General features: G+C 59.5%; 20 protein-coding genes. 17 read left to right on the top strand and 3 right to left on the bottom strand.

From position 1 onward, the window contains the following. Positions 1-124: 124 nt before the first annotated feature. The 14 genes from aceA to nuoN all read left to right on the top strand — a co-directional run bounded on the left by aceA (position 125) and on the right by nuoN (position 16,933). A complete protein-coding gene (aceA, locus tag AC1RR7_RS01725) occupies positions 125-1,450 on the top strand; it encodes an isocitrate lyase (RefSeq protein ID WP_011334956.1) in 1,326 nt (441 codons plus the stop codon). Positions 1,451-1,997: 547 nt separating this feature from the next. After that, positions 1,998-2,411 carry an NADH-quinone oxidoreductase subunit A gene (locus AC1RR7_RS01720; protein ID WP_003223812.1) on the top strand — a complete coding sequence of 138 codons (414 nt, stop codon included), beginning with the start codon at positions 1,998-2,000 and terminating at the stop codon, positions 2,409-2,411. Positions 2,412-2,421: 10 nt separating this feature from the next. Further along, a complete protein-coding gene (locus tag AC1RR7_RS01715) occupies positions 2,422-3,096 on the top strand; it encodes a NuoB/complex I 20 kDa subunit family protein (protein WP_003223809.1) in 675 nt (224 codons plus the stop codon). A 70-nt stretch (positions 3,097-3,166) separates the two neighbouring features. Beyond that, positions 3,167-4,951: an NADH-quinone oxidoreductase subunit C/D gene (gene nuoC, locus AC1RR7_RS01710; protein WP_096822261.1), complete on the top strand. Its 1,785-nt coding sequence runs from the start codon at positions 3,167-3,169 to the stop codon at positions 4,949-4,951. A 2-nt stretch (positions 4,952-4,953) separates the two neighbouring features. Then, on the top strand, positions 4,954-5,451 hold the full coding sequence (nuoE, locus tag AC1RR7_RS01705) for an NADH-quinone oxidoreductase subunit NuoE (RefSeq protein WP_003223804.1): 498 nt from the start codon (positions 4,954-4,956) through the stop codon (positions 5,449-5,451). Continuing rightward, positions 5,448-6,803, top strand: a complete 1,356-nt coding sequence (gene nuoF / locus AC1RR7_RS01700) for an NADH-quinone oxidoreductase subunit NuoF (protein WP_064380702.1) — start codon at positions 5,448-5,450, stop codon at positions 6,801-6,803. The genes nuoE and nuoF overlap by 4 nt, the downstream gene beginning before the upstream one ends. 136 nt (positions 6,804-6,939) lie before the next feature. Beyond that, positions 6,940-9,654 carry an NADH-quinone oxidoreductase subunit NuoG gene (gene nuoG / locus AC1RR7_RS01695; protein ID WP_493155858.1) on the top strand — a complete coding sequence of 905 codons (2,715 nt, stop codon included), beginning with the start codon at positions 6,940-6,942 and terminating at the stop codon, positions 9,652-9,654. After that, the gene (nuoH, locus tag AC1RR7_RS01690; protein WP_007951460.1) at positions 9,651-10,658 is read left to right on the top strand and encodes an NADH-quinone oxidoreductase subunit NuoH; all 1,008 of its coding nucleotides are present in this window, start codon (positions 9,651-9,653) and stop codon (positions 10,656-10,658) included. Before nuoG ends, nuoH begins: the two co-directional genes overlap by 4 nt. Before the next feature lie 11 nt (positions 10,659-10,669). Continuing rightward, a complete protein-coding gene (nuoI, locus tag AC1RR7_RS01685) occupies positions 10,670-11,218 on the top strand; it encodes an NADH-quinone oxidoreductase subunit NuoI (RefSeq protein ID WP_085712394.1) in 549 nt (182 codons plus the stop codon). A gap of 9 nt (positions 11,219-11,227) precedes the next feature. After that, on the top strand, positions 11,228-11,728 hold the full coding sequence (nuoJ, locus tag AC1RR7_RS01680; RefSeq protein ID WP_096822263.1) for an NADH-quinone oxidoreductase subunit J: 501 nt from the start codon (positions 11,228-11,230) through the stop codon (positions 11,726-11,728). Between the two features lie 3 nt (positions 11,729-11,731). Further along, positions 11,732-12,040, top strand: a complete 309-nt coding sequence (gene nuoK / locus AC1RR7_RS01675; RefSeq protein WP_003180046.1) for an NADH-quinone oxidoreductase subunit NuoK — start codon at positions 11,732-11,734, stop codon at positions 12,038-12,040. Beyond that, complete coding sequence (nuoL, locus tag AC1RR7_RS01670) at positions 12,037-13,890, top strand: NADH-quinone oxidoreductase subunit L (RefSeq protein WP_102622477.1); 1,854 nt, start codon at positions 12,037-12,039, stop codon at positions 13,888-13,890. The genes nuoK and nuoL overlap by 4 nt, the downstream gene beginning before the upstream one ends. A 39-nt stretch (positions 13,891-13,929) precedes the next feature. Next, positions 13,930-15,462 carry an NADH-quinone oxidoreductase subunit M gene (gene nuoM / locus AC1RR7_RS01665; RefSeq protein WP_096822265.1) on the top strand — a complete coding sequence of 511 codons (1,533 nt, stop codon included), beginning with the start codon at positions 13,930-13,932 and terminating at the stop codon, positions 15,460-15,462. A 7-nt stretch (positions 15,463-15,469) separates the two neighbouring features. Next, positions 15,470-16,933: an NADH-quinone oxidoreductase subunit NuoN gene (gene nuoN / locus AC1RR7_RS01660; RefSeq protein ID WP_102622478.1), complete on the top strand. Its 1,464-nt coding sequence runs from the start codon at positions 15,470-15,472 to the stop codon at positions 16,931-16,933. 66 nt (positions 16,934-16,999) lie between these two features. Here nuoN and AC1RR7_RS01655 read toward each other — a convergent pair whose 3' ends face one another. Then, a complete protein-coding gene (locus AC1RR7_RS01655; protein WP_493155855.1) occupies positions 17,000-17,464 on the bottom strand; it encodes a GNAT family N-acetyltransferase in 465 nt (154 codons plus the stop codon). A gap of 369 nt (positions 17,465-17,833) precedes the next feature. Between AC1RR7_RS01655 and AC1RR7_RS01650 the strand changes: the two genes are divergently transcribed. The 3 genes from AC1RR7_RS01650 to AC1RR7_RS01640 all read left to right on the top strand — a co-directional run bounded on the left by AC1RR7_RS01650 (position 17,834) and on the right by AC1RR7_RS01640 (position 19,974). After that, on the top strand, positions 17,834-18,178 hold the full coding sequence (locus tag AC1RR7_RS01650) for a toxin (RefSeq protein WP_096822369.1): 345 nt from the start codon (positions 17,834-17,836) through the stop codon (positions 18,176-18,178). Next, complete coding sequence (locus tag AC1RR7_RS01645) at positions 18,175-18,489, top strand: helix-turn-helix domain-containing protein (protein WP_007951468.1); 315 nt, start codon at positions 18,175-18,177, stop codon at positions 18,487-18,489. Before AC1RR7_RS01650 ends, AC1RR7_RS01645 begins: the two co-directional genes overlap by 4 nt. Before the next feature lie 159 nt (positions 18,490-18,648). After that, complete coding sequence (locus tag AC1RR7_RS01640) at positions 18,649-19,974, top strand: OprD family porin (protein WP_493072097.1); 1,326 nt, start codon at positions 18,649-18,651, stop codon at positions 19,972-19,974. 151 nt (positions 19,975-20,125) lie between these two features. Here AC1RR7_RS01640 and AC1RR7_RS01635 read toward each other — a convergent pair whose 3' ends face one another. Next, a complete protein-coding gene (locus tag AC1RR7_RS01635; protein ID WP_192560980.1) occupies positions 20,126-20,458 on the bottom strand; it encodes a DUF2790 domain-containing protein in 333 nt (110 codons plus the stop codon). Between the two features lie 79 nt (positions 20,459-20,537). After that, a complete protein-coding gene (locus tag AC1RR7_RS01630) occupies positions 20,538-20,738 on the bottom strand; it encodes a co-regulatory protein PtrA N-terminal domain-containing protein (RefSeq protein ID WP_096822271.1) in 201 nt (66 codons plus the stop codon). Positions 20,739-20,819 lie beyond the last annotated feature (81 nt).

Here is a 20,819-nt window from a genome sequence, read left to right as displayed (position 1 = left end):
CATCGTTCATCCCGTCGCCTGCCCCGCCGAACCCGACCTGACCACCTAAGCTTCTGGTCAGCGAGCGCAAGGAATTTTCCACCGCAGAACAACTTTTCATAAAGACGCGACGAGGTTTATCTCCATGGCACTGACACGCGAACAGCAAATTGCAGCCCTTGAAAAAGACTGGGCTGAAAACCCGCGCTGGAAAGGCGTGACTCGCAATTACTCCGCTGCTGACGTCGTCCGTCTGCGTGGCTCGGTTCAACCAGAGCACACCTTTGCAAAAATGGGCGCCGAAAAACTGTGGAACCTGGTCACCCAGGGTGCCAAGCCGTCCTTCCGCCCAGAGAAAGATTTCGTCAACTGCATGGGCGCCCTGACCGGCGGCCAGGCTGTGCAGCAGGTTAAAGCCGGTATCCAGGCGATCTACCTGTCGGGCTGGCAAGTCGCTGCGGACAACAACTCCGCCGAATCGATGTACCCGGACCAGTCGCTGTACCCGGTGGACTCGGTTCCAACTGTGGTCAAGCGCATCAACAACTCGTTCCGTCGTGCCGACCAGATCCAGTGGAAAGCCGGCAAGAACCCGGGCGACGAAGGCTACATCGACTATTTCGCACCGATCGTGGCTGATGCTGAAGCCGGTTTCGGCGGCGTACTGAACGCCTACGAGCTGATGAAGAGCATGATCGAAGCAGGCGCCGCCGGCGTTCACTTCGAAGACCAACTGGCTTCCGTGAAGAAATGCGGCCACATGGGCGGCAAGGTGCTGGTTCCTACCCAGGAAGCCGTACAGAAGCTGACCGCTGCTCGTCTGGCTGCCGACGTTGCCGGCGTACCGACCATCATCCTGGCCCGTACCGACGCCAACGCTGCCGACCTGCTGACGTCCGACTGCGACCCGTACGACCAACCGTTCGTAACCGGCACCCGCACTCAGGAAGGCTTCTACAAGGTTCGTGCTGGTCTGGACCAGGCAATCGCCCGTGGCCTGGCCTACGCGCCGTACGCCGACCTGATCTGGTGCGAAACCGCCAAGCCGGATCTGGACGAAGCCCGTCGCTTCGCTGAAGCGATCAAGAAGGAATACCCGGACCAGATCCTGTCCTACAACTGCTCGCCTTCCTTCAACTGGAAGAAAAATCTGGACGACGCGACCATCGCCAAGTTCCAGCGCGAACTGTCCGCCATGGGTTACAAGCACCAGTTCATCACCCTGGCCGGCATTCACAACATGTGGCACAGCATGTTCAACCTGGCGCACGACTACGCCCGCAACGACATGACTGCCTACGTGAAGCTGCAAGAGCAGGAATTCGCTGACGCCGCCAAGGGTTACACCTTCGTGGCTCACCAGCAGGAAGTGGGCACTGGCTACTTCGACGACATGACCACCGTGATCCAGGGCGGCACGTCCTCGGTGACCGCGCTGACCGGCTCGACCGAAGAAGAACAGTTCCACTGATCGACTTCGCCTGAGTAAACGGCCTTTGCGGACCGTGTAGAAAGCTAACCGCATTGCCGAAAAACTGACGCCCCGACTGGTTCGGGGCGTTTTTTTTTACCTGTGACTTCCTGAACCTCTCAGGGTCGGCACAATCTGTCAGGCAAAACATTGATCCAGAGCGCTATCCAGGTCACAAAAATCGGTTAAAACGTGCGCCGCCGCTACTTGCAGTAACGCGGATATAAGACAACTTCCCAACTGCCCAATCGCTAAACAGTTACAAAACCACTCCAAACGATATTAATTATCATTTAGCGACAACTATGTTCGTTACATTTCCTACAAAACATAATTCGTGAAATCCCGGCTAATGCCCGCAACGCATGGGCTGCGGGGCCATCGAGGTGCGCTATGTCCTTATTCCAATAAATAATTTCGCTATAGGAATTTTACTTGCAGGGTGTTTAGCCATAAAATCAGCGCGATTGATTGCTGCGACATATCGTCACTGCCTTATTTCTTTATCAAGCTCAGAGACCTTTGCTCTCTGTTAAGGATTACCAGCATGCCCGAAGCGACAGGACTCATGGCCCACAACTGGGGCTTTGCCATTTTCCTTCTGGGTGTAGTCGGCCTGTGTGCCTTCATGCTCGGTGTCTCCAGCCTCCTCGGGTCAAAAGCCTGGGGCCGCAGCAAAAACGAACCGTTCGAGTCCGGCATGCTACCTACCGGTGGCGCCCGCTTGCGGCTCTCAGCCAAATTCTATCTGGTCGCGATGCTGTTCGTGATCTTCGATATCGAAGCCCTCTTTCTCTTTGCATGGTCTGTGTCCGTCCGCGAAAGCGGCTGGACCGGATTCGTCGAAGCTCTCGTTTTCATAGCAATTCTGTTGGCAGGTCTTGTCTACCTGTTCCGAGTGGGCGCCCTTGACTGGGCTCCGGAAGCTCGTCGCAAGCGGCAGGCGAAGCTGAAACAATGAGGCTTTGGCAATGCAATACAATCTCACCAGAATCGACCCCGATGCTCCTAACGAGCAGTATCCGATTGGCGAACGGGAAACCGTTTCCGATCCGTTAGAAGATCAAGTCCACAAAAACATTTTCATGGGCAAGCTGGAAGACGTGCTGAGTGGCGCGGTCAACTGGGGACGTAAGAACTCCCTGTGGCCGTACAACTTCGGTCTTTCGTGCTGCTACGTGGAAATGACCACGGCCTTCACGGCGCCCCACGACATCGCGCGCTTCGGCGCCGAAGTAATCCGGGCATCACCGCGCCAGGCCGACTTCATGGTTATCGCCGGTACGTGCTTCATCAAGATGGCGCCGATCATTCAGCGTCTGTACGAGCAGATGCTCGAGCCCAAATGGGTGATCTCGATGGGTTCGTGCGCCAACTCCGGTGGCATGTACGACATCTACTCCGTGGTTCAAGGGGTGGACAAGTTCCTGCCCGTTGACGTCTACGTACCTGGCTGCCCGCCCCGTCCGGAAGCATTTCTGCAAGGCTTGATGCTGTTGCAGGAATCCATTGGACAGGAGCGTCGCCCACTTTCCTGGGTCGTTGGCGATCAAGGCGTTTATCGCGCCGACATGCCTTCGCAGAAGGAACAGCGCCGCGAACAGCGAATCGCAGTCACCAACCTGCGCAGCCCTGACGAAGTCTGATCCAGATCTGTTTCAAAGAAACGAGAAGCTGGCTTCATTCTTTACGTTGACCGAAAGCGAAAAAATAACCATGACTACAGGCAGTGCTCTGTACATCCCGCCTTATAAGGCAGACGACCAGGATGTGGTCGTCGAACTGAACAATCGTTTTGGCCCCGAGGCGTTCACCGCCCAGCCGACCCGCACCGGCATGCCGGTGCTGTGGGTGGCGCGTGCCAAGCTCGTCGAAGTCCTGACCTTCCTGCGCAACCTGCCCAAGCCGTACGTCATGCTCTATGACCTGCACGGCGTGGACGAGCGTCTGCGCACCAAGCGTCAAGGCCTGCCGAGCGACGCTGAGTTCACCGTGTTCTATCACCTCATGTCGCTGGAACGTAATAGTGACGTGATGATCAAGGTCGCCTTGTCCGAGAGCGACCTCAGCTTGCCGACCGTCACCAGCATCTGGCCGAACGCCAACTGGTACGAGCGTGAAGTCTGGGACATGTTCGGTATCGACTTCAAAGGTCACCCTCACCTGTCGCGCATCATGATGCCGCCGACCTGGGAAGGTCACCCGCTGCGCAAGGACTTCCCGGCGCGCGCCACCGAATTCGATCCGTACAGCCTGAACCTGGCCAAGCAACAGCTTGAGGAAGAAGCCGCGCGTTTCCGTCCTGAAGACTGGGGCATGAAGCGTTCCGGCCCGAACGAGGACTACATGTTCCTCAACCTGGGTCCGAACCACCCTTCGGCTCACGGTGCGTTCCGCATCATCCTGCAACTGGACGGCGAAGAGATCGTCGACTGCGTTCCGGACATCGGTTACCACCACCGTGGCGCCGAGAAGATGGCCGAGCGTCAGTCCTGGCACAGCTTCATTCCGTACACCGATCGTATCGACTACCTCGGCGGCGTGATGAACAACCTGCCGTACGTGCTCTCGGTCGAGAAGCTGGCCGGCATTAAGGTGCCCGAGAAGGTCGACGTCATCCGCATCATGATGGCCGAGTTCTTCCGGATCACCAGCCACCTGCTGTTCCTGGGTACCTACATCCAGGACGTCGGCGCCATGACCCCGGTGTTCTTCACCTTCACCGACCGTCAGAAGGCGTACACGGTGATCGAAGCCATCACCGGTTTCCGTCTGCACCCGGCCTGGTACCGCATCGGCGGCGTTGCCCACGACCTGCCGCGCGGCTGGGAAAAACTGGTGAAAGACTTCGTTGAATGGCTGCCAAAGCGCCTCGACGAATACACCAAGGCCGCCCTGCAGAACAGCATCCTCAAGGGTCGTACCATCGGCGTTGCCCAGTACAACACCAAAGAGGCCCTGGAATGGGGCGTCACCGGTGCCGGCCTGCGTTCCACCGGTTGCGACTTCGACCTGCGTAAGGCGCGCCCGTACTCCGGCTACGAGAACTTCGAGTTCGAAGTGCCGCTGGCCGCCAACGGCGATGCCTACGACCGCTGCATGGTTCGCGTCGAAGAGATGCGCCAGAGCGTCAAGATCATCGACCAGTGCCTGCGCAACATGCCGGAAGGCCCGTACAAGGCGGATCACCCGCTGACCACGCCGCCGCCGAAAGAGCGCACGCTGCAACACATCGAAACCTTGATCACGCACTTCCTGCAGGTTTCGTGGGGCCCGGTCATGCCGGCCAACGAATCCTTCCAGATGATCGAAGCGACCAAGGGCATCAACAGTTATTACCTGACGAGCGACGGCGGCACCATGAGCTACCGTACCCGGATCCGCACTCCAAGCTTCCCGCATCTGCAACAGATCCCTTCGGTGATCAAAGGCAGCATGGTCGCGGACATGATTGCGTACCTGGGTAGTATCGATTTCGTTATGGCCGACGTGGACCGCTAAGCATGAACAGCACGCTTATCCAGACAGACCGTTTCACCTTGAGTGAAACCGAGCGCTCGGCCATCGAGCACGAGCTGCATCACTACGAAGACCCGCGCGCGGCGTCGATCGAAGCCCTGAAGATCGTTCAGAAAGAACGCGGCTGGGTGCCGGACGGCGCTCTGTACGCCATCGGCGAGATCCTCGGCATCCCGGCCAGCGACGTTGAAGGCGTGGCCACGTTCTACAGCCAGATCTTCCGTCAGCCGGTCGGCCGTCACATCATTCGCGTCTGCGACAGCATGGTCTGCTACATCGGTGGCCACGAGTCGGTTGTCAGCGAAATCCAGAACAACCTGGGTATCGGCCTGGGCCAGACCACCGCCGACGGTCGCTTCACCCTGCTGCCGGTCTGCTGCCTCGGCAACTGCGACAAGGCACCGGCGCTGATGATCGATGACGACACCTTTGGCGATGTCCAGCCTGCCGGCGTCGCCAAACTGCTCGAGGGCTACGTATGACCCTGACCTCTTTCGGTCCTGCCAACCGCATCCAGCGTTCGGCCGAGACTCACCCGCTGACCTGGCGCCTGCGTGACGACGGCGAAGCCGTGTGGCTCGACGAGTACCAGGCCAAGAACGGTTACGCCGCAGCGCGCAAAGCCTTTGCCGACATGGATCAGGACGCCATCGTCCAGACCGTGAAAGACGCCGGCCTCAAGGGTCGCGGCGGTGCAGGCTTCCCCACTGGCGTGAAGTGGGGCCTGATGCCAAAGGACGAATCCATCAACATCCGCTACCTGCTGTGCAACGCGGATGAAATGGAGCCGAACACCTGGAAAGACCGCATGCTGATGGAGCAACTGCCCCATCTGCTGATCGAAGGCATGCTGATCAGTGCTCGCGCGCTGAAAACCTACCGTGGCTACATCTTCCTGCGTGGCGAGTACACCACCGCCGCCAAGCACCTGAACCGTGCCGTGGAAGAAGCCAAGGCCGCGGGCCTGCTGGGCAAGAACATCCTGGGCAGCGGCTTCGATTTCGAGCTGTTCGTCCACACCGGCGCCGGGCGTTACATCTGCGGTGAAGAAACCGCACTGATCAACTCCCTCGAAGGCCGCCGCGCCAACCCGCGCTCCAAGCCGCCCTTCCCTGCCGCCGTTGGCGTGTGGGGCAAGCCGACCTGCGTGAACAACGTTGAAACCCTGTGCAACGTGCCGGCGATCATTGCCGACGGCGTGGACTGGTACAAATCGTTGGCCCGCGACGGCAGCGAAGACATGGGCACCAAGCTCATGGGCTTCTCCGGCAAGGTCAAGAACCCTGGCCTGTGGGAACTGCCATTCGGCGTGACCGGTCGCGAGCTGTTCGAAGACTACGCCGGCGGCATGCGCGACGGTTACAAGCTCAAGGCCTGGCAGCCAGGCGGCGCCGGTACCGGTTTCCTGTTGCCGGAACACCTCGACGCACAAATGTACGCCGGCGGCATCGCCAAGGTGGGCACCCGTATGGGTACCGGCCTGGCCATGGCGGTGGACGACAGCGTCAACATGGTGTCCCTGCTGCGCAACATGGAGCAGTTCTTCGCTCGCGAATCCTGTGGTTTCTGCACCCCTTGCCGTGATGGCCTGCCATGGAGCGTCAAGCTGCTGATGGCCATCGAACAAGGCCGCGGCCAGCCAGGCGACATCGAGACCCTGCTGGGTCTGGTCAACTTCCTCGGCCCGGGCAAGACCTTCTGTGCTCACGCACCGGGTGCCGTGGAACCGTTGGGCAGTGCCATCAAATACTTCCGTCCAGAGTTCGAAGCCGGTATCGCGCCCGCAAGCGCCGCCGTCCCGCCTCTGGCAAAGCCGATCGTAGTCGGCGCGTAAACGCTTAAAAAGGCGAAGGGTCCGTGCCCTTCGCCTTTCGTCCGATGACGCCTTTCGGGGCTGACTGGATTCGGACGGATAACAAGATTCCATTAGCCACGCCCGCTGACACCGGGCCAACGAAGACCTTTGAACCATGGCCACTATCCACGTAGACGGCAAAGCGCTCGAAGTCGACGGGGCAGACAACCTGTTACAGGCATGTCTGTCGCTGGGCCTCGACATCCCTTATTTCTGCTGGCACCCCGCGCTTGGTAGCGTCGGGGCCTGCCGCCAGTGCGCGGTCAAGCAGTACACCGACGAGAACGACACCCGTGGTCGCATCGTCATGTCCTGCATGACGCCTGCCACCGACAACACCTGGATCTCCATCGACGATGAAGAATCCAAGGCGTTCCGCGCCAGTGTTGTTGAATGGCTGATGACCAACCACCCGCACGACTGCCCTGTGTGCGAGGAAGGCGGTCACTGCCACCTGCAAGACATGACCGTGATGACCGGCCACAACGAGCGCCGTTATCGCTTCACCAAACGCACCCACCAGAACCAGCAACTGGGCCCGTTCATTTCCCACGAAATGAACCGCTGCATCGCCTGCTACCGTTGCGTACGTTTCTACAAGGACTACGCCGGCGGCACCGACCTCGGTGTATTCGGCGCCCACGACAACGTGTACTTCGGTCGCGTTGAAGACGGCACGCTGGAAAGCGAGTTCTCCGGCAACCTCACCGAGGTCTGCCCGACCGGTGTGTTCACCGACAAGACTCACTCCGAGCGCTACAACCGTAAATGGGACATGCAGTTCTCGCCGAGCATCTGCCATGGCTGCTCCAGCGGTTGCAACATTTCCCCGGGCGAGCGTTACGGCGAACTGCGTCGCATCGAAAACCGTTACAACGGTTCGGTGAACCAGTACTTCCTGTGCGACCGTGGCCGTTTCGGTTATGGCTACGTCAACCGCACCGACCGTCCACGTCAGCCGCTGCTGGCCGACGGCACCAAACTAAGCCTGGACGACGCACTGGACAAAGCCGCCGACCTGCTGCGTGGTCGCAACATTGTCGGTATCGGTTCGCCGCGTGCCAGCCTCGAAAGCAACTACGCGTTGCGTGAGCTGGTGGGCGCCGAGCACTTCTACTCCGGTATCGAAGCCTCCGAACTGGAACGCATCCGTCTGGTCCTGCAAGTGCTGAAAGACAGCCCGCTGCCAGTGCCGAACATGCGCGACATCGAAGACCACGACGCCGTGTTCGTCCTCGGTGAAGACCTGACCCAGACCGCCGCCCGTATGGCCCTGGCCCTGCGTCAGTCGGTAAAAGGCAAGGCCGAAGACATGGCCGAAGCCATGCGCGTCCAACCTTGGCTCGACGCCGCCGTGAAGAACATCGGTCAGCACGAGCTGAACCCGCTGTTCATCGCCAGCCTGGCTGAAACCAAGCTCGACGACATCGCCGAAGAGTGTGTACACGCCGCTCCGGACGATCTGGCCCGCATCGGTTTCGCCGTGGCTCACGCCCTGGACGCCAGCGCACCTGCCGTCGAAGGTCTGGACGCCGAAGCCCTGGAACTGGCCAAACGCATCGCCGACGCCCTGATCAAAGCCAAGCGTCCGCTGATCATCGCCGGTACTTCGCTGGGCTCCAAAGCCTTGATCGAAGCTGCTGCGAACATCGCCAAGGCCCTGAAGCTGCGCGAGAAGAACGGTTCGATCAGCCTGATCGTGCCGGAAGCCAACAGCATCGGTCTGGCCATGCTCGGTGGCGAATCGGTTGATGCTGCGCTGCAAGCGGTCATCGACGGCAAGGCCGACGCCATCGTCGTGCTGGAAAACGATCTGTACACCCGCACCGCCAAAGCCAAGGTCGATGCTGCACTGAACGCTGCGAAAGTAGTGATCGTTGCAGACCATCAGAAGACGGCCACCAGCGACCGCGCGCACCTGGTTCTGCCAGCCGCCAGCTTCGCTGAAGGCGACGGTACTTTGGTCAGCCAGGAAGGCCGCGCTCAGCGCTTCTTCCAGGTTTTCGACCCGCAATACATGGACTCGAGCATTCTGGTCCACGAAGGCTGGCGCTGGCTGCACGCCCTGCGCGCCACCCTGCTGAACCAGCCGATCGACTGGACGCAACTCGACCACGTGACCGCTGCCGTTGCTTCGAGCACCACGCAACTGGCGCGTATCGTCGACGCTGCACCGTCCGCCTCGTTCCGCATCAAGGGTCTGAAACTGGCGCGTGAGCCGCTGCGTTATTCCGGTCGCACCGCGATGCGCGCCGACATCAGCGTTCACGAACCACGCACCCCGCAAGACAAGGACACCGCGTTCGCCTTCTCGATGGAAGGTTACTCGGGCTCCGTCGAACCGCGTCAGCAGGTTCCTTTCGCCTGGTCGCCGGGCTGGAACTCGCCGCAAGCCTGGAACAAGTTCCAGGACGAAGTCGGTGGTCACCTGCGCGCTGGCGATCCGGGCACCCGCCTGATCGAAAGCACCGGTGATTCGCTGAACTGGTTCGCCAGTGTTCCGCGCGCGTTCAACCCGGCCCAGGGCACCTGGCAAGCCGTGCCGTTCTACCACCTGTTCGGCAGCGACGAGAACTCGTCGAAAGCCGCCCCGGTCCAGGAACGTATCCCGGCCGCCTACGTTGGCCTGGCCAAATCCGAAGCGGATCGCCTGGGCGTCAACGACGGTGCACTGCTGAGCCTCAATGTTGCCGGCCAGACCCTGCGTCTGCCGCTGCGCATCAATGAAGAGCTGGGCGCCGGCCTGGTTGCACTGCCGGCCGGTCTGGCAGGCATTCCGCCGGCGATTTTCGGCCAAACCGTTGATGGTCTGCAGGAGGCAGCGCAATGACCTGGTTCACCCCTGAAGTGATCGATGTGATCCTGACGGTCATCAAAGCCATCGTCATCCTGCTGGCCGTGGTGGTCGCGGGTGCGTTGCTCAGCTTTGTCGAACGTCGCCTGCTGGGCTGGTGGCAGGACCGTTACGGTCCGAACCGCGTTGGCCCGTTCGGCATGTTCCAGATCGCTGCCGACATGCTGAAGATGTTCTTCAAGGAAGACTGGACCCCGCCGTTTGCCGACAAGGTGATCTTCACCCTGGCACCGGTCGTGGCCATGTCCGCCCTGTTGATCGCTTTCGCGATCATCCCGATCACCCCGACCTGGGGCGTGGCGGATCTGAACATCGGCCTGCTGTTCTTCTTCGCCATGGCCGGTCTGTCGGTCTACGCGGTGCTGTTCGCCGGCTGGTCGAGTAACAACAAGTTCGCCCTGCTGGGCAGCTTGCGTGCCTCGGCGCAGACCGTGTCCTACGAAGTGTTCATGGGCCTGGCCCTGATGGGCATCGTGGTGCAGGTCGGCTCGTTCAACATGCGCGACATCGTCGAGTACCAGGCGCAGAACCTGTGGTTCATCATTCCGCAGTTCTTCGGCTTCTGTACCTTCTTCATCGCTGGCGTGGCCGTGACTCACCGTCACCCGTTCGACCAGCCGGAAGCGGAACAGGAACTGGCCGACGGTTACCACATTGAATACGCCGGTATGAAATGGGGCATGTTCTTCGTCGGTGAATACATCGGCATCATCCTGATCTCGGCGCTGTTGGTCACCCTGTTCTTCGGTGGCTGGCACGGTCCGTTCGGCATCCTGCCGCAACTGTCCTTCGTCTGGTTCGCACTGAAGACCGCGTTCTTCATCATGCTGTTCATCCTGCTGCGCGCTTCGATCCCGCGTCCGCGTTATGACCAGGTGATGGACTTCAGCTGGAAATTCTGCCTGCCACTGACCCTGATCAATTTGCTGGTGACCGCTGCAATCGTGTTGTGGAACACGCCTGCAGTTGCGGTTCAGTGAGGATTTGACCCATGTTCAAATATATTGGCGACATCATTAAGGGTACCGGTACCCAGTTGCGCAGCCTGGTCATGATCTTCGGTCATGGCTTTCGCAAGCGCGACACCCTGCAATACCCGGAAGAGCCGGTCTACCTGCCGCCACGCTACCGTGGCCGTATCGTCCTGACCCGCGACCCCGATGGCGAAGAACGCTGCGTAGCCTGCAACCTGTGCGCCGTGGCTTGCCCGGTGGGTTGCATCTCGCTGCAGAAAGCTGAAACCGAAGACGGTCGCTGGTACCCGGACTTCTTCCGTATCAACTTCTCGCGCTGCATTTTCTGCGGTCTCTGCGAGGAAGCCTGCCCGACCACCGCGATCCAGCTGACCCCGGATTTCGAGATGGCCGAGTTCAAACGTCAGGACCTGGTGTACGAGAAAGAAGATCTTCTGATCTCCGGCCCCGGCAAAAACCCTGATTACAACTTCTATCGTGTTGCAGGTATGGCCGTTGCCGGTAAGCCGAAAGGCGCCGCACAAAACGAAGCCGAGCCGATCAACGTGAAGAGCTTGCTGCCTTAAGGAAGAACGATGGAATTCGCTTTCTATTTCGCATCGGGTATCGCTGTTGTGTCCACACTGCGTGTGGTCACCAACACCAATCCTGTGCACGCCCTGCTCTACCTGATCATTTCGCTGATCGCCGTGGCCATGACCTTCTTCGCACTCGGCGCCCCGTTCGCCGGCGTGCTGGAAGTGATCGCCTACGCTGGCGCCATCATGGTGCTGTTCGTGTTCGTGGTGATGATGCTGAACCTGGGCCCCGCCTCGGTTCAGCAGGAACGCACCTGGCTCAAGCCCGGTATCTGGGCAGGGCCGGTGATTCTCGGCGCCCTGCTGCTGGCCGAACTGCTGTATGTGCTGTTCGCTCACCAGAGCGGTCAGGCCATCGGCCACACCACCGTGGACGCAAAAGCCGTGGGCATCAGCCTGTTCGGTCCGTACCTGCTGGTGGTCGAACTCGCCTCGATGCTGCTGCTCGCTGCAGCCGTCACGGCGTTCCATTTGGGCCGTAACGAGGCGAAGGAGTAAGACATGCCTGCTATCCCTCTCGAACATGGATTGGCCGTTGCCGGCATCCTGTTCTGCCTTGGTCTGGTCGGCCTGATGGTCCGCCGCAACATTTTGTTCGTGTTGATGAGTCTGGAAGTGATGATGAACGCCTCTGCACTGGCCTTCATCGTTGCGGGCGCCCGCTGGGCGCAACCGGATGGACAGATCATGTTCATCCTGGTGATCAGCCTTGCAGCCGCCGAAGCCAGTATTGGCCTGGCGATCCTGCTGCAACTGTATCGCCGCTTCCACACGCTCGATATCGACGCTGCCAGTGAGATGCGCGGATGAACCTACTCTTTCTGACTTTCGTTTTCCCTCTGATCGGGTTCCTGTTGCTGTCGTTTTCCCGCGGCCGCCTCTCGGAAAACCTGTCGGCGCTGATCGGTGTCGGCTCCATCGGCCTGTCTGCCATCGTCGCGGCCTACGTGATCTGGCAATTCAACGTCGCTCCACCGGAAGGTGGCGTGTACGTTCATGTGCTGTGGAAGTGGATGTCCGTCGAGGGCTTCCAGCCTAACTTCGCCCTGTACCTGGATGGTCTGTCCGTGACCATGCTCGGTGTGGTAGTCGGTGTGGGCTTCCTGATCCACCTGTTCGCCTCCTGGTACATGCGCGGTGAAGCCGGTTACTCGCGTTTCTTCGCCTACACCAACCTGTTTATCGCCAGCATGCTGTTCCTGGTCCTGGGCGATAACCTGCTGTTCATCTACTTCGGTTGGGAAGGCGTGGGCCTGTGCTCGTACCTGTTGATCGGTTTCTACTACAGCAACCGCAACAACGGTAACGCTGCACTGAAAGCCTTCATCGTCACCCGTATCGGCGACGTGTTCATGGCGATCGGCCTGTTCATCCTGTTCCAGCAACTGGGCACGCTGAACGTCCAGGAGCTGCTGGTGAAGGCGCCTGAGCACTTCAAGGTCGGCGATTTCTGGATCGTGCTGGCGACCCTGATGCTGCTGGGTGGTGCGGTCGGTAAATCGGCTCAGCTGCCACTGCAGACCTGGCTTGCAGACGCGATGGCCGGCCCTACCCCGGTTTCGGCACTGATCCATGCCGCAACCATGGTTACTGCTGGTGTCTACCTAATCGCCCGTACCCACGGTCTGTTCGCCCTGGCGCCGGACATCCTGCATCTCGTGGGAATCGTCGGTGGTGTGACCCTGGTGCTGGCCGGTTTCGCAGCACTGGTGCAAACCGACATCAAACGTATCCTCGCCTACTCGACCATGAGCCAGATCGGCTACATGTTCCTGGCGCTGGGCGTTGGCGCCTGGGAAGGCGCGATCTTCCACCTGATGACCCACGCCTTCTTCAAGGCCCTGCTGTTCCTTGCTTCCGGTGCGGTGATCGTTGCCTGCCACCACGAGCAGAACATCTTCAAGATGGGCGGCCTGTGGAAGAAACTGCCGCTGGCCTACGCCAGCTTCATCGTCGGTGGTGCCGCTCTGGCCGCCCTGCCGCTGGTGACCGCAGGTTTCTACTCCAAGGACGAAATCCTCTGGGAAGCGTTCGCCAGCGGCAACCACGGTCTGCTGTACGCAGGTCTGGTCGGCGCGTTCATGACTTCGCTGTACACCTTCCGCCTGATCTTCATCGCGTTCCACGGTGAAGCCAAGACCGAAGCTCACGCCGGTCACGGCATCGCTCACTGGCTGCCACTGTCGGTGCTGATCGTGCTGTCGACCTTCGTCGGCGCCATGATCGTTCCACCGCTGCACGGCGTACTGCCTGAGAGCGTTGGCCATGCCGGTGGCGAAGCCAAGCACAGTCTGGAAATCGCGTCGGGCGCCATCGCTCTGGCCGGTATCCTGCTGGCGGCCCTGCTGTTCCTCGGCAAGCGTCGCTTCGTGACTGCGATCGCCAACAGCGGCATCGGCCGTTTCCTTTCGGCCTGGTGGTTCGCTGCCTGGGGCTTCGACTGGATCTACGACAAACTGTTCGTGAAGCCGTACCTTGCGATCAGCCACATGCTGCGCAAAGACCCGCTCGACCAGACCATCGGTCTGATCCCGCGCATGGCCAAGGGTGGTCACACTGCCCTGAGCCGTACCGAAACCGGTCAACTGCGTTGGTACGCTGCTTCGATGGCTGCTGGTGCCGTGTTGGTAATCGGCGCTGTCGTGCTGGTAGCGGTCTGATATGAACCTTGCGAATTTGCGAAAGGAAACGAGCCCGTCATGATTCTGCCTTGGCTAATCCTGATCCCCTTCATCGGCGGCCTGCTGTGCTGGATGGGTGAGCGCTTCGGCGCTACCCTCCCCCGCTGGATTGCGCTGTTGACCATGACCCTGGAACTCGCCCTCGGCCTCTGGCTGTGGGCCCACGGTGACTATTCATTTGCTCCGGCGCCTGGCGCCGATCCGACCTGGGCGCTTGAGTTCAAGCACGTCTGGATCCAGCGCTTCGGCATCAACGTGCACCTGGCCCTCGACGGCCTGTCGCTGCTGATGATCCTGCTGACCGGTCTGCTGGGTATCCTGTCGGTACTCTGCTCGTGGAAAGAGATCCAGCGTCACGTTGGCTTCTTCCACCTGAACCTGATGTGGATCCTGGGCGGCGTTGTCGGCGTGTTCCTCGCCCTCGACCTGTTCATGTTCTTCTTCTTCTGGGAAATGATGCTGGTGCCGATGTACTTCCTCATCGCGCTCTGGGGTCACAGTTCTTCGGACGGCAAGAAAACCCGGATCTACGCCGCGACCAAGTTCTTCATCTTCACTCAGGCTTCCGGCCTGATCATGCTGGTGGCGATCCTGGGTCTGGTACTGGTCAACTACAACAGCACCGGCGTGATCACCTTCAACTACGCCGATCTGTTGAAGACCAAGATGTCGATGACCACCGAGTACATCCTGATGCTCGGCTTCTTCATCGCCTTCGCGGTCAAACTGCCAGTGGTTCCGTTCCACTCCTGGCTGCCTGACGCTCACGCCCAGGCACCGACCGCCGGTTCCGTCGACCTCGCTGGTATCTTGCTGAAAACCGCGGCCTACGGTCTGCTGCGTTTCGCCCTGCCGCTGTTCCCGAACGCGTCGGCCGAGTTCGCACCGTTCGCCATGGCCCTGGGCCTGGTCGGGATCTTCTACGGTGCGTTCCTGGCGTTCGCCCAAACCGATATCAAGCGTCTGATCGCCTTCTCGTCCGTTTCCCACATGGGCTTCGTACTGATCGGCATCTACTCCGGCAGCCAACTGGCGCTGCAAGGCGCCGTGATCCAGATGCTGGCGCACGGTCTGTCGGCCGCGGCACTGTTTATCCTCAGCGGTCAGCTGTACGAGCGTCTGCACACTCGTGACATGCGTGAGATGGGCGGTCTGTGGTCGCGTATCGCTTACCTGCCGGCGATCAGCCTGTTCTTCGCAGCCGCCTCCCTGGGTCTGCCGGGCACCGGTAACTTCGTCGGCGAGTTCCTGATCCTGATCGGTACCTTCGCCAGTGCTCCATGGATCACCGCGATTGCCACGTCCGGTCTGGTGTTCGGTTCGGTCTACTCGCTGATCATGATCCACCGTGCCTACTTCGGTCCGTCGAAATCGGATTCGATCCTGCACGGCATGGACGGTCGCGAACTGATCATGGTGCTGGGCCTTGCGGCACTGCTGATTTACCTCGGCGTCTACCCGCAACCGTTCCTCGACACCTCTGCCGCCACGATGCATGGCGTGCAGCAGTGGCTCGGCACCGCCTTCACTCAACTCGCTTCGGCCCGGTAAGAGCGCTATGGAATTCACGATTCAACACTTTATTGCGCTTGCGCCACTGTTGATCACCAGCCTCACCATTATCGTGGTGATGCTGGCAATCGCCTGGCGCCGCAACCACTCGCAGACCTTCCTGATTTCGGTGGCAGGTCTGAACCTGGCCTTGCTGTCGATCCTGCCGGCACTGAAAGTCGCGCCTCTGGCCGTGACCCCATTGCTGCAGATCGACACCTTTGCCTGCCTGTACATGGCGCTGATCCTGGTCGCCACCCTCGCCTGCGTAACTCTCGCCCACGCCTACCTCGGCGACGGCGGTTCGGGTTACCCGGGCAACCGTGAAGAACTGTACCTGCTGATCCTGATGGCTGCCGCCGGTGGCCTGGTTCTGGTCAGCGCGCAGCACCTGGCCGGGTTGTTCATCGGTCTGGAACTGCTGTCGGTGCCGGTCTACGGTCTGGTGGCCTACGCCTTCTTCAACAAGCGTTCGCTGGAAGCCGGTATCAAGTACATGGTGCTGTCGGCCGCCGGTTCCGCGTTCCTGCTGTTCGGTATGGCGCTGCTGTACGCAGACTCGGGTTCCCTGAGCTTCGTGGGTATCGGTCAGGCACTGGCCACCACCAACCTGCCGAGCTCGCTGGCGCAATTGGGCCTGGGCATGATGCTGATCGGCCTGGCGTTCAAACTGTCGCTGGTACCGTTCCACCTGTGGACGCCGGACGTGTACGAAGGTGCTCCGGCACCGGTGGCCGCGTTCCTCGCCACCGCTTCGAAAGTGGCTGTGTTCGCGGTCATGGTTCGTCTGTTCCAGATCTCCCCTGCCGCAAGCAGTGGTGTTCTGAGCAACGTGCTGACCATCATCGCCATCGCCTCGATCCTGTTCGGTAACCTGCTGGCCCTGACCCAGAGCAACCTCAAGCGTCTGCTCGGTTATTCGTCCATCGCGCACTTCGGCTACCTGCTGATCGCGCTGGTGGCGAGCAAGGGTCTGGCAGTGGAAGCCATCGGCGTGTACCTAGTCACCTACGTGATCACCAGCCTCGGCGCGTTCGGCGTGATCACCCTGATGTCCTCGCCGTACAACGGCCGTGACGCAGACGCGCTGTACGAGTACCGCGGCCTGTTCTGGCGCCGTCCGTACCTGACCGCCGTACTGACCGTGATGATGCTGTCCCTGGCCGGTATCCCGCTGACCGCAGGCTTCATCGGCAAGTTCTACATCATCGCTACCGGTGTCGAGTCGCACCAATGGTGGCTGGTCGGTTCGCTGGTTCTGGGCAGCGCCATCGGCGTGTTCTACTACCTGCGCGTGATGGTCACCCTGTACCTGATCGAACCGAACCTGCGCCGCCACGACGCCCAACTGCACTGGGAACAGAAAGCCGGCGGCGTGATGCTGCTGGCAATCGCCCTGGTTGCGTTCTTCCTCGGCGTCTACCCACAACCGTTGCTGACCCTGGTTCAGCAGGCGGGTCTGGCGGGCTGATTGCTCTGCTGGAATGGGCTACAAACAGAAACGGCACCTTCGGGTGCCGTTTTTGCGTTAATGCCATCACAGTTTTTTCAGCATCGGCACGCAGGCCAGTTGAAGACCTGAAGGCGATTGATAAACCGCACTCCCCTCCCCGACGTAACCGCAGCGCCGATAGAAATCGACGGCATTCAAAGTCGCATCCAGACAAACCTCTGCCAGTCCCAGACTCCGTGCCAGCGCTTCCAGAAAGTACAGTACTCGCTTGCCCAGCCCGCGCTGCATGAAATCCGGATGGATGAAAATCGCGCCGATTTCGCGGTGCTCCAGATCGAGCATACCGCTTGCCACAGGCTCACCCTCAACGTAACCCAGATAGAAATGCTTTTGCATGAGCGTGTCGTAACCGTCTTGCGCCGTGCCTTTTGTCCAGTCGAGCATCTGCTGCTCGCTGTAGGCACCGATGCATTGATGCCGGATCGCCAGTCGCCGAATCTCGAACGCTATCCCGGCATCGTCCGGGGTGGCTCTTTTCATTTCGAACATTTCTCTCTCCTTGAGCCATGTGCGGACGGGCAATTAAAAAGCCCCGTCCATTTCTGGCGGGGCTTTGGGTAACACGTCATTGACCAGACATGCATGACCTTATGGCCCGCCGGAAGCGGTCACAGAGGAGCACATCATGGTCATTCGATGTTGGGCATTCATGGCTGGATAGTGCTGCGGATTGTTCAGTCACGTCAATTGCAAGGTTCCTCCCTATTCAGTCGAATGCTCCCACCACACTGGTCGATTCGTCCTACAGGCGTTTTTACGATCGGTGACTACCGTTGAAAAGGGGGCGAAAAGGATGGCCTGGAGGCCTTGACCAATTCGATCATCGGGACAAAACTATACGCAGGTAACGTACAGAACATGGATGCTCTTTTTATCGAATTACCCGCGTTCCAGAAGCACCGGGACGATTACCTGGATGATGATTTGTTCCGCAGCTTTCAATTGGAGCTGCTGAAAAATCCCGAAGCGGGCGATCTCATCGAAGGAACGGGTGGGCTGCGTAAAATTCGCTTCTGCGACCAACGACGCGGTAAAGGCAAGCGCAGCGGATTACGAGTGATTTATTACTGGTGGTCTGGTTTCGACCAATTCTGGCTGTTCACCGTGTACAGCAAAAACGAGCAAGACGATCTGTTGCCTTCCCAGAAAAGAGTCTTCAAACAGGCTCTGGATACAGAAATCAACACGAGAACCCAAATATGAAACGTGACATTTTTTCCGAACTGATGGAGGGCCTTGAGGCTTTGGCCGACGAGCGCCAGGGCAAGGTCACCCTTCGCACCCACAAAGTCCAGTTACCAAAACTATTGCCGATCACTGCCGAGGAAGTTGTTGCGATCCGCCAGCAACTCAACCTCTCCCGGTCAGTTTTCGCCATGTACCTGCGAACCAACACTCGAACCCTCGAAAACTGGGAACAAGGTCGAGCAACGCCAAATGCCCAAGCGACGACACTCATTCGACTGGTCGAGCGTTTTCCACAAACGATCGACCACCTTGCGGCTCTGACCTGACTTCCGGGATCTAACGAAATTGTAATCCCCCAATCACCTCCGCGTTATCCGCAGCCTGCAACGATGTCACCCGGCGACTCTCCCGACGGGCCTTGCCCGTCGAACAATAAAACTCACGCCGACGCACGTTCCCGTTCTGCCGAACCCAAGGAGTGATTGATGGTTAACAACAAAAAAATGTCGATGGCCGCTTTAGCAGTGGTTGTCGGCTCCGGGCCGTCCATGGTGTTTGCAGAAGAAAAACCCGAAGGGTTTATCGAAGGCAGCAGCCTGACGGTGCTCAACCGCAACTTCTATTTCAATCGTGACCACCGCAACGGCCAGTCCAGCCCTACCGGCAATGGTTATTCCGAAGCCTGGGCCCATGCGGTCATCAGCAAGTTCGAATCCGGCTTCACCCAAGGCACCGTTGGGGTCGGTGTCGATGCGTTTGCCATGATCGGTCTGAAACTCGACACCGGTGATGGTCGCAACGGTGGCCGCAGTTCGTTCGATGTGTTGCCGGTCGACAGCGAAGGCAAAGCACGGGACGAATACACCAAGGTCGGGGGCGCCGCCAAAGTACGGGCCTTCGATACGGTGGTGAAAATCGGCGATGTGTTCCCGGCCAACCCAGTGGTTGCAGCAGGTGATTCGCGACTGCTGCCGGAAAGCTTTCGCGGCGTGACGGCGACCAACACCAGCATCGAAGGCCTGTCGATCCAGGGCGGCCGGCTGCATGCGATGAGCCAACCGGTGTCCAGCGACATGCGCGAAAACTTCGCAACCTTCTATGCCGGACCGGTCAACTCGCCCTGGATCGCTTACGGCGGCGGTGATTATGCGCTGAACAAAAACCTCAGTTTCAGCCTGTACTCCAGCCGCCTGAAAGATGCCTGGAACCAGTACTACGCTGGCACCGCCTGGACGTATCCGCTGTCGGATGACCTGTCGCTGTTCGGCGGTCTGAACTATTACAAGGCAGTCGACGAAGGCAAACAATTGCTCGGCAAGTTCGACAACAACATCTGGAGCGGCCGTGTCGGTGTGAAGCTTGGCGCCCACTCTGTCGCCCTCTCCCACCAGCGCAACAACGGCAACGACGACTTCGATTACCTGCGTCAGTCCGACTCGATCTTCCTCGACAACTCCATCCAGTACAGCGACTTCAACTCGCCGAAAGAGCGTTCGTGGATGGTGCGCTACGACCTCGACATGACCACTTACGGCTTGCCGGGCCTGTCGTTCATGACCCGTTATGCCCGCGGCACCGACGCCGACTACTCCAACGCCAACGCCGTGTACATGCGCCGCGATGCCGACGGCAATCCGCTGACCGACCAGAAGCGCTGGGAGCGTGACATCGAAGTCAAATACGTGGTGCAGAGCGGTTCGATGAAAGACCTGTCGCTGCGTTTGCGCCAGGCCACCACCCGTGCCACGGCATTCGAGTCCGATCTGGATGAAGTACGCGTGATTGTCGAATACCCGCTGGCGATTCTCTGAGTTTTCACGAGCAATACACATTCACCTTTAGAAGCTCCTTGCTCCTTTGGTAAGAGGTGAATCCTTTGGCGTCCTTCGGGGCGCCTTTTTTATGCCTGAAAAAAAGCCCGACTCACTGAACATGAACCGGGCGTTTGAGCCGCTATCGGCGCTATCCACCCTGCTGACGGCAGGTGCCCATCACGCTATAGGTGAGCGTATTGAGTTGCCCTTTGGAGTCCTCATAAGTCATCGCTGCCGGCACAACCGCGCATTCATTCTTCGGCCGGACAACGCTGACCACTTTCTTCACATCCAGCTTCATACCGTACTCGTATTCCTTGACCACCGGCGCCGCTTTGCCCTGGGCGGCCGCGTACTGCTCCATGGCTTGGGCATTGGCGCTGAGCGCCCGGTCAAACGTCCGGTCTCCGCCCCCTTCGGCCAACGCATTCAAAGACATTGCCATGACACCGGTGAACGCCATCAACTTGAGAAAGTTCATATCCATTTCCTTCAAAAAACGACTCATAAAAAAGCCCACCATCGATGCGCGATGACGGGCTCATTCATTGGTGACACGCTTACAGGTCTTGGGTCTTTTCGTCCTTTTTATCATTCACGACGACAGGATCACGAGCCTTCTCCTTGGCCACAAACAGCTCCACGGAGCGGTCGTTGGCAGTCATCATTCGGTCGAAGGTGCGGTCACCGCCACCTTCGGCCATGGCCAGGGAAGACATCACCAACGCCACCAAAAAAGCACCGATCTGTACAGATTTCATGTTTGATTCCTCGTTTAAGTAACTGACGGGATCAAGGTAACAATCCGAACCTTTCGTGACGGTGGCGCCGAAATTACATAT

The organism is Pseudomonas sp. GW821-FHT11G12 (assembly GCF_058808055.1).
Note: the sequence above shows the minus strand (reverse complement) of the source record. Positions and strands in the feature narration are given on the sequence as shown.

Bases quoted from the DNA above. Each gene is read 5' to 3' on its own strand.
- aceA (WP_011334956.1), top strand. From the start codon at position 125: ATGGCACTGACACGCGAACAGCAAATTGCAGCCCTTGAAAAAGACTGG.
- AC1RR7_RS01720 (WP_003223812.1), top strand. From the start codon at position 1,998: ATGCCCGAAGCGACAGGACTCATGGCCCACAACTGGGGCTTTGCCATT.
- AC1RR7_RS01715 (WP_003223809.1), top strand. From the start codon at position 2,422: ATGCAATACAATCTCACCAGAATCGACCCCGATGCTCCTAACGAGCAG.
- nuoC (WP_096822261.1), top strand. From the start codon at position 3,167: ATGACTACAGGCAGTGCTCTGTACATCCCGCCTTATAAGGCAGACGAC.
- nuoE (WP_003223804.1), top strand. From the start codon at position 4,954: ATGAACAGCACGCTTATCCAGACAGACCGTTTCACCTTGAGTGAAACC.
- nuoF (WP_064380702.1), top strand. From the start codon at position 5,448: ATGACCCTGACCTCTTTCGGTCCTGCCAACCGCATCCAGCGTTCGGCC.
- nuoG (WP_493155858.1), top strand. From the start codon at position 6,940: ATGGCCACTATCCACGTAGACGGCAAAGCGCTCGAAGTCGACGGGGCA.
- nuoH (WP_007951460.1), top strand. From the start codon at position 9,651: ATGACCTGGTTCACCCCTGAAGTGATCGATGTGATCCTGACGGTCATC.
- nuoI (WP_085712394.1), top strand. From the start codon at position 10,670: ATGTTCAAATATATTGGCGACATCATTAAGGGTACCGGTACCCAGTTG.
- nuoJ (WP_096822263.1), top strand. From the start codon at position 11,228: ATGGAATTCGCTTTCTATTTCGCATCGGGTATCGCTGTTGTGTCCACA.
- nuoK (WP_003180046.1), top strand. From the start codon at position 11,732: ATGCCTGCTATCCCTCTCGAACATGGATTGGCCGTTGCCGGCATCCTG.
- nuoL (WP_102622477.1), top strand. From the start codon at position 12,037: ATGAACCTACTCTTTCTGACTTTCGTTTTCCCTCTGATCGGGTTCCTG.
- nuoM (WP_096822265.1), top strand. From the start codon at position 13,930: ATGATTCTGCCTTGGCTAATCCTGATCCCCTTCATCGGCGGCCTGCTG.
- nuoN (WP_102622478.1), top strand. From the start codon at position 15,470: ATGGAATTCACGATTCAACACTTTATTGCGCTTGCGCCACTGTTGATC.
- AC1RR7_RS01655 (WP_493155855.1), bottom strand. From the start codon at position 17,464: ATGTTCGAAATGAAAAGAGCCACCCCGGACGATGCCGGGATAGCGTTC.
- AC1RR7_RS01650 (WP_096822369.1), top strand. From the start codon at position 17,834: ATGGATGCTCTTTTTATCGAATTACCCGCGTTCCAGAAGCACCGGGAC.
- AC1RR7_RS01645 (WP_007951468.1), top strand. From the start codon at position 18,175: ATGAAACGTGACATTTTTTCCGAACTGATGGAGGGCCTTGAGGCTTTG.
- AC1RR7_RS01640 (WP_493072097.1), top strand. From the start codon at position 18,649: ATGGTTAACAACAAAAAAATGTCGATGGCCGCTTTAGCAGTGGTTGTC.
- AC1RR7_RS01635 (WP_192560980.1), bottom strand. From the start codon at position 20,458: ATGAACTTTCTCAAGTTGATGGCGTTCACCGGTGTCATGGCAATGTCT.
- AC1RR7_RS01630 (WP_096822271.1), bottom strand. From the start codon at position 20,738: ATGAAATCTGTACAGATCGGTGCTTTTTTGGTGGCGTTGGTGATGTCT.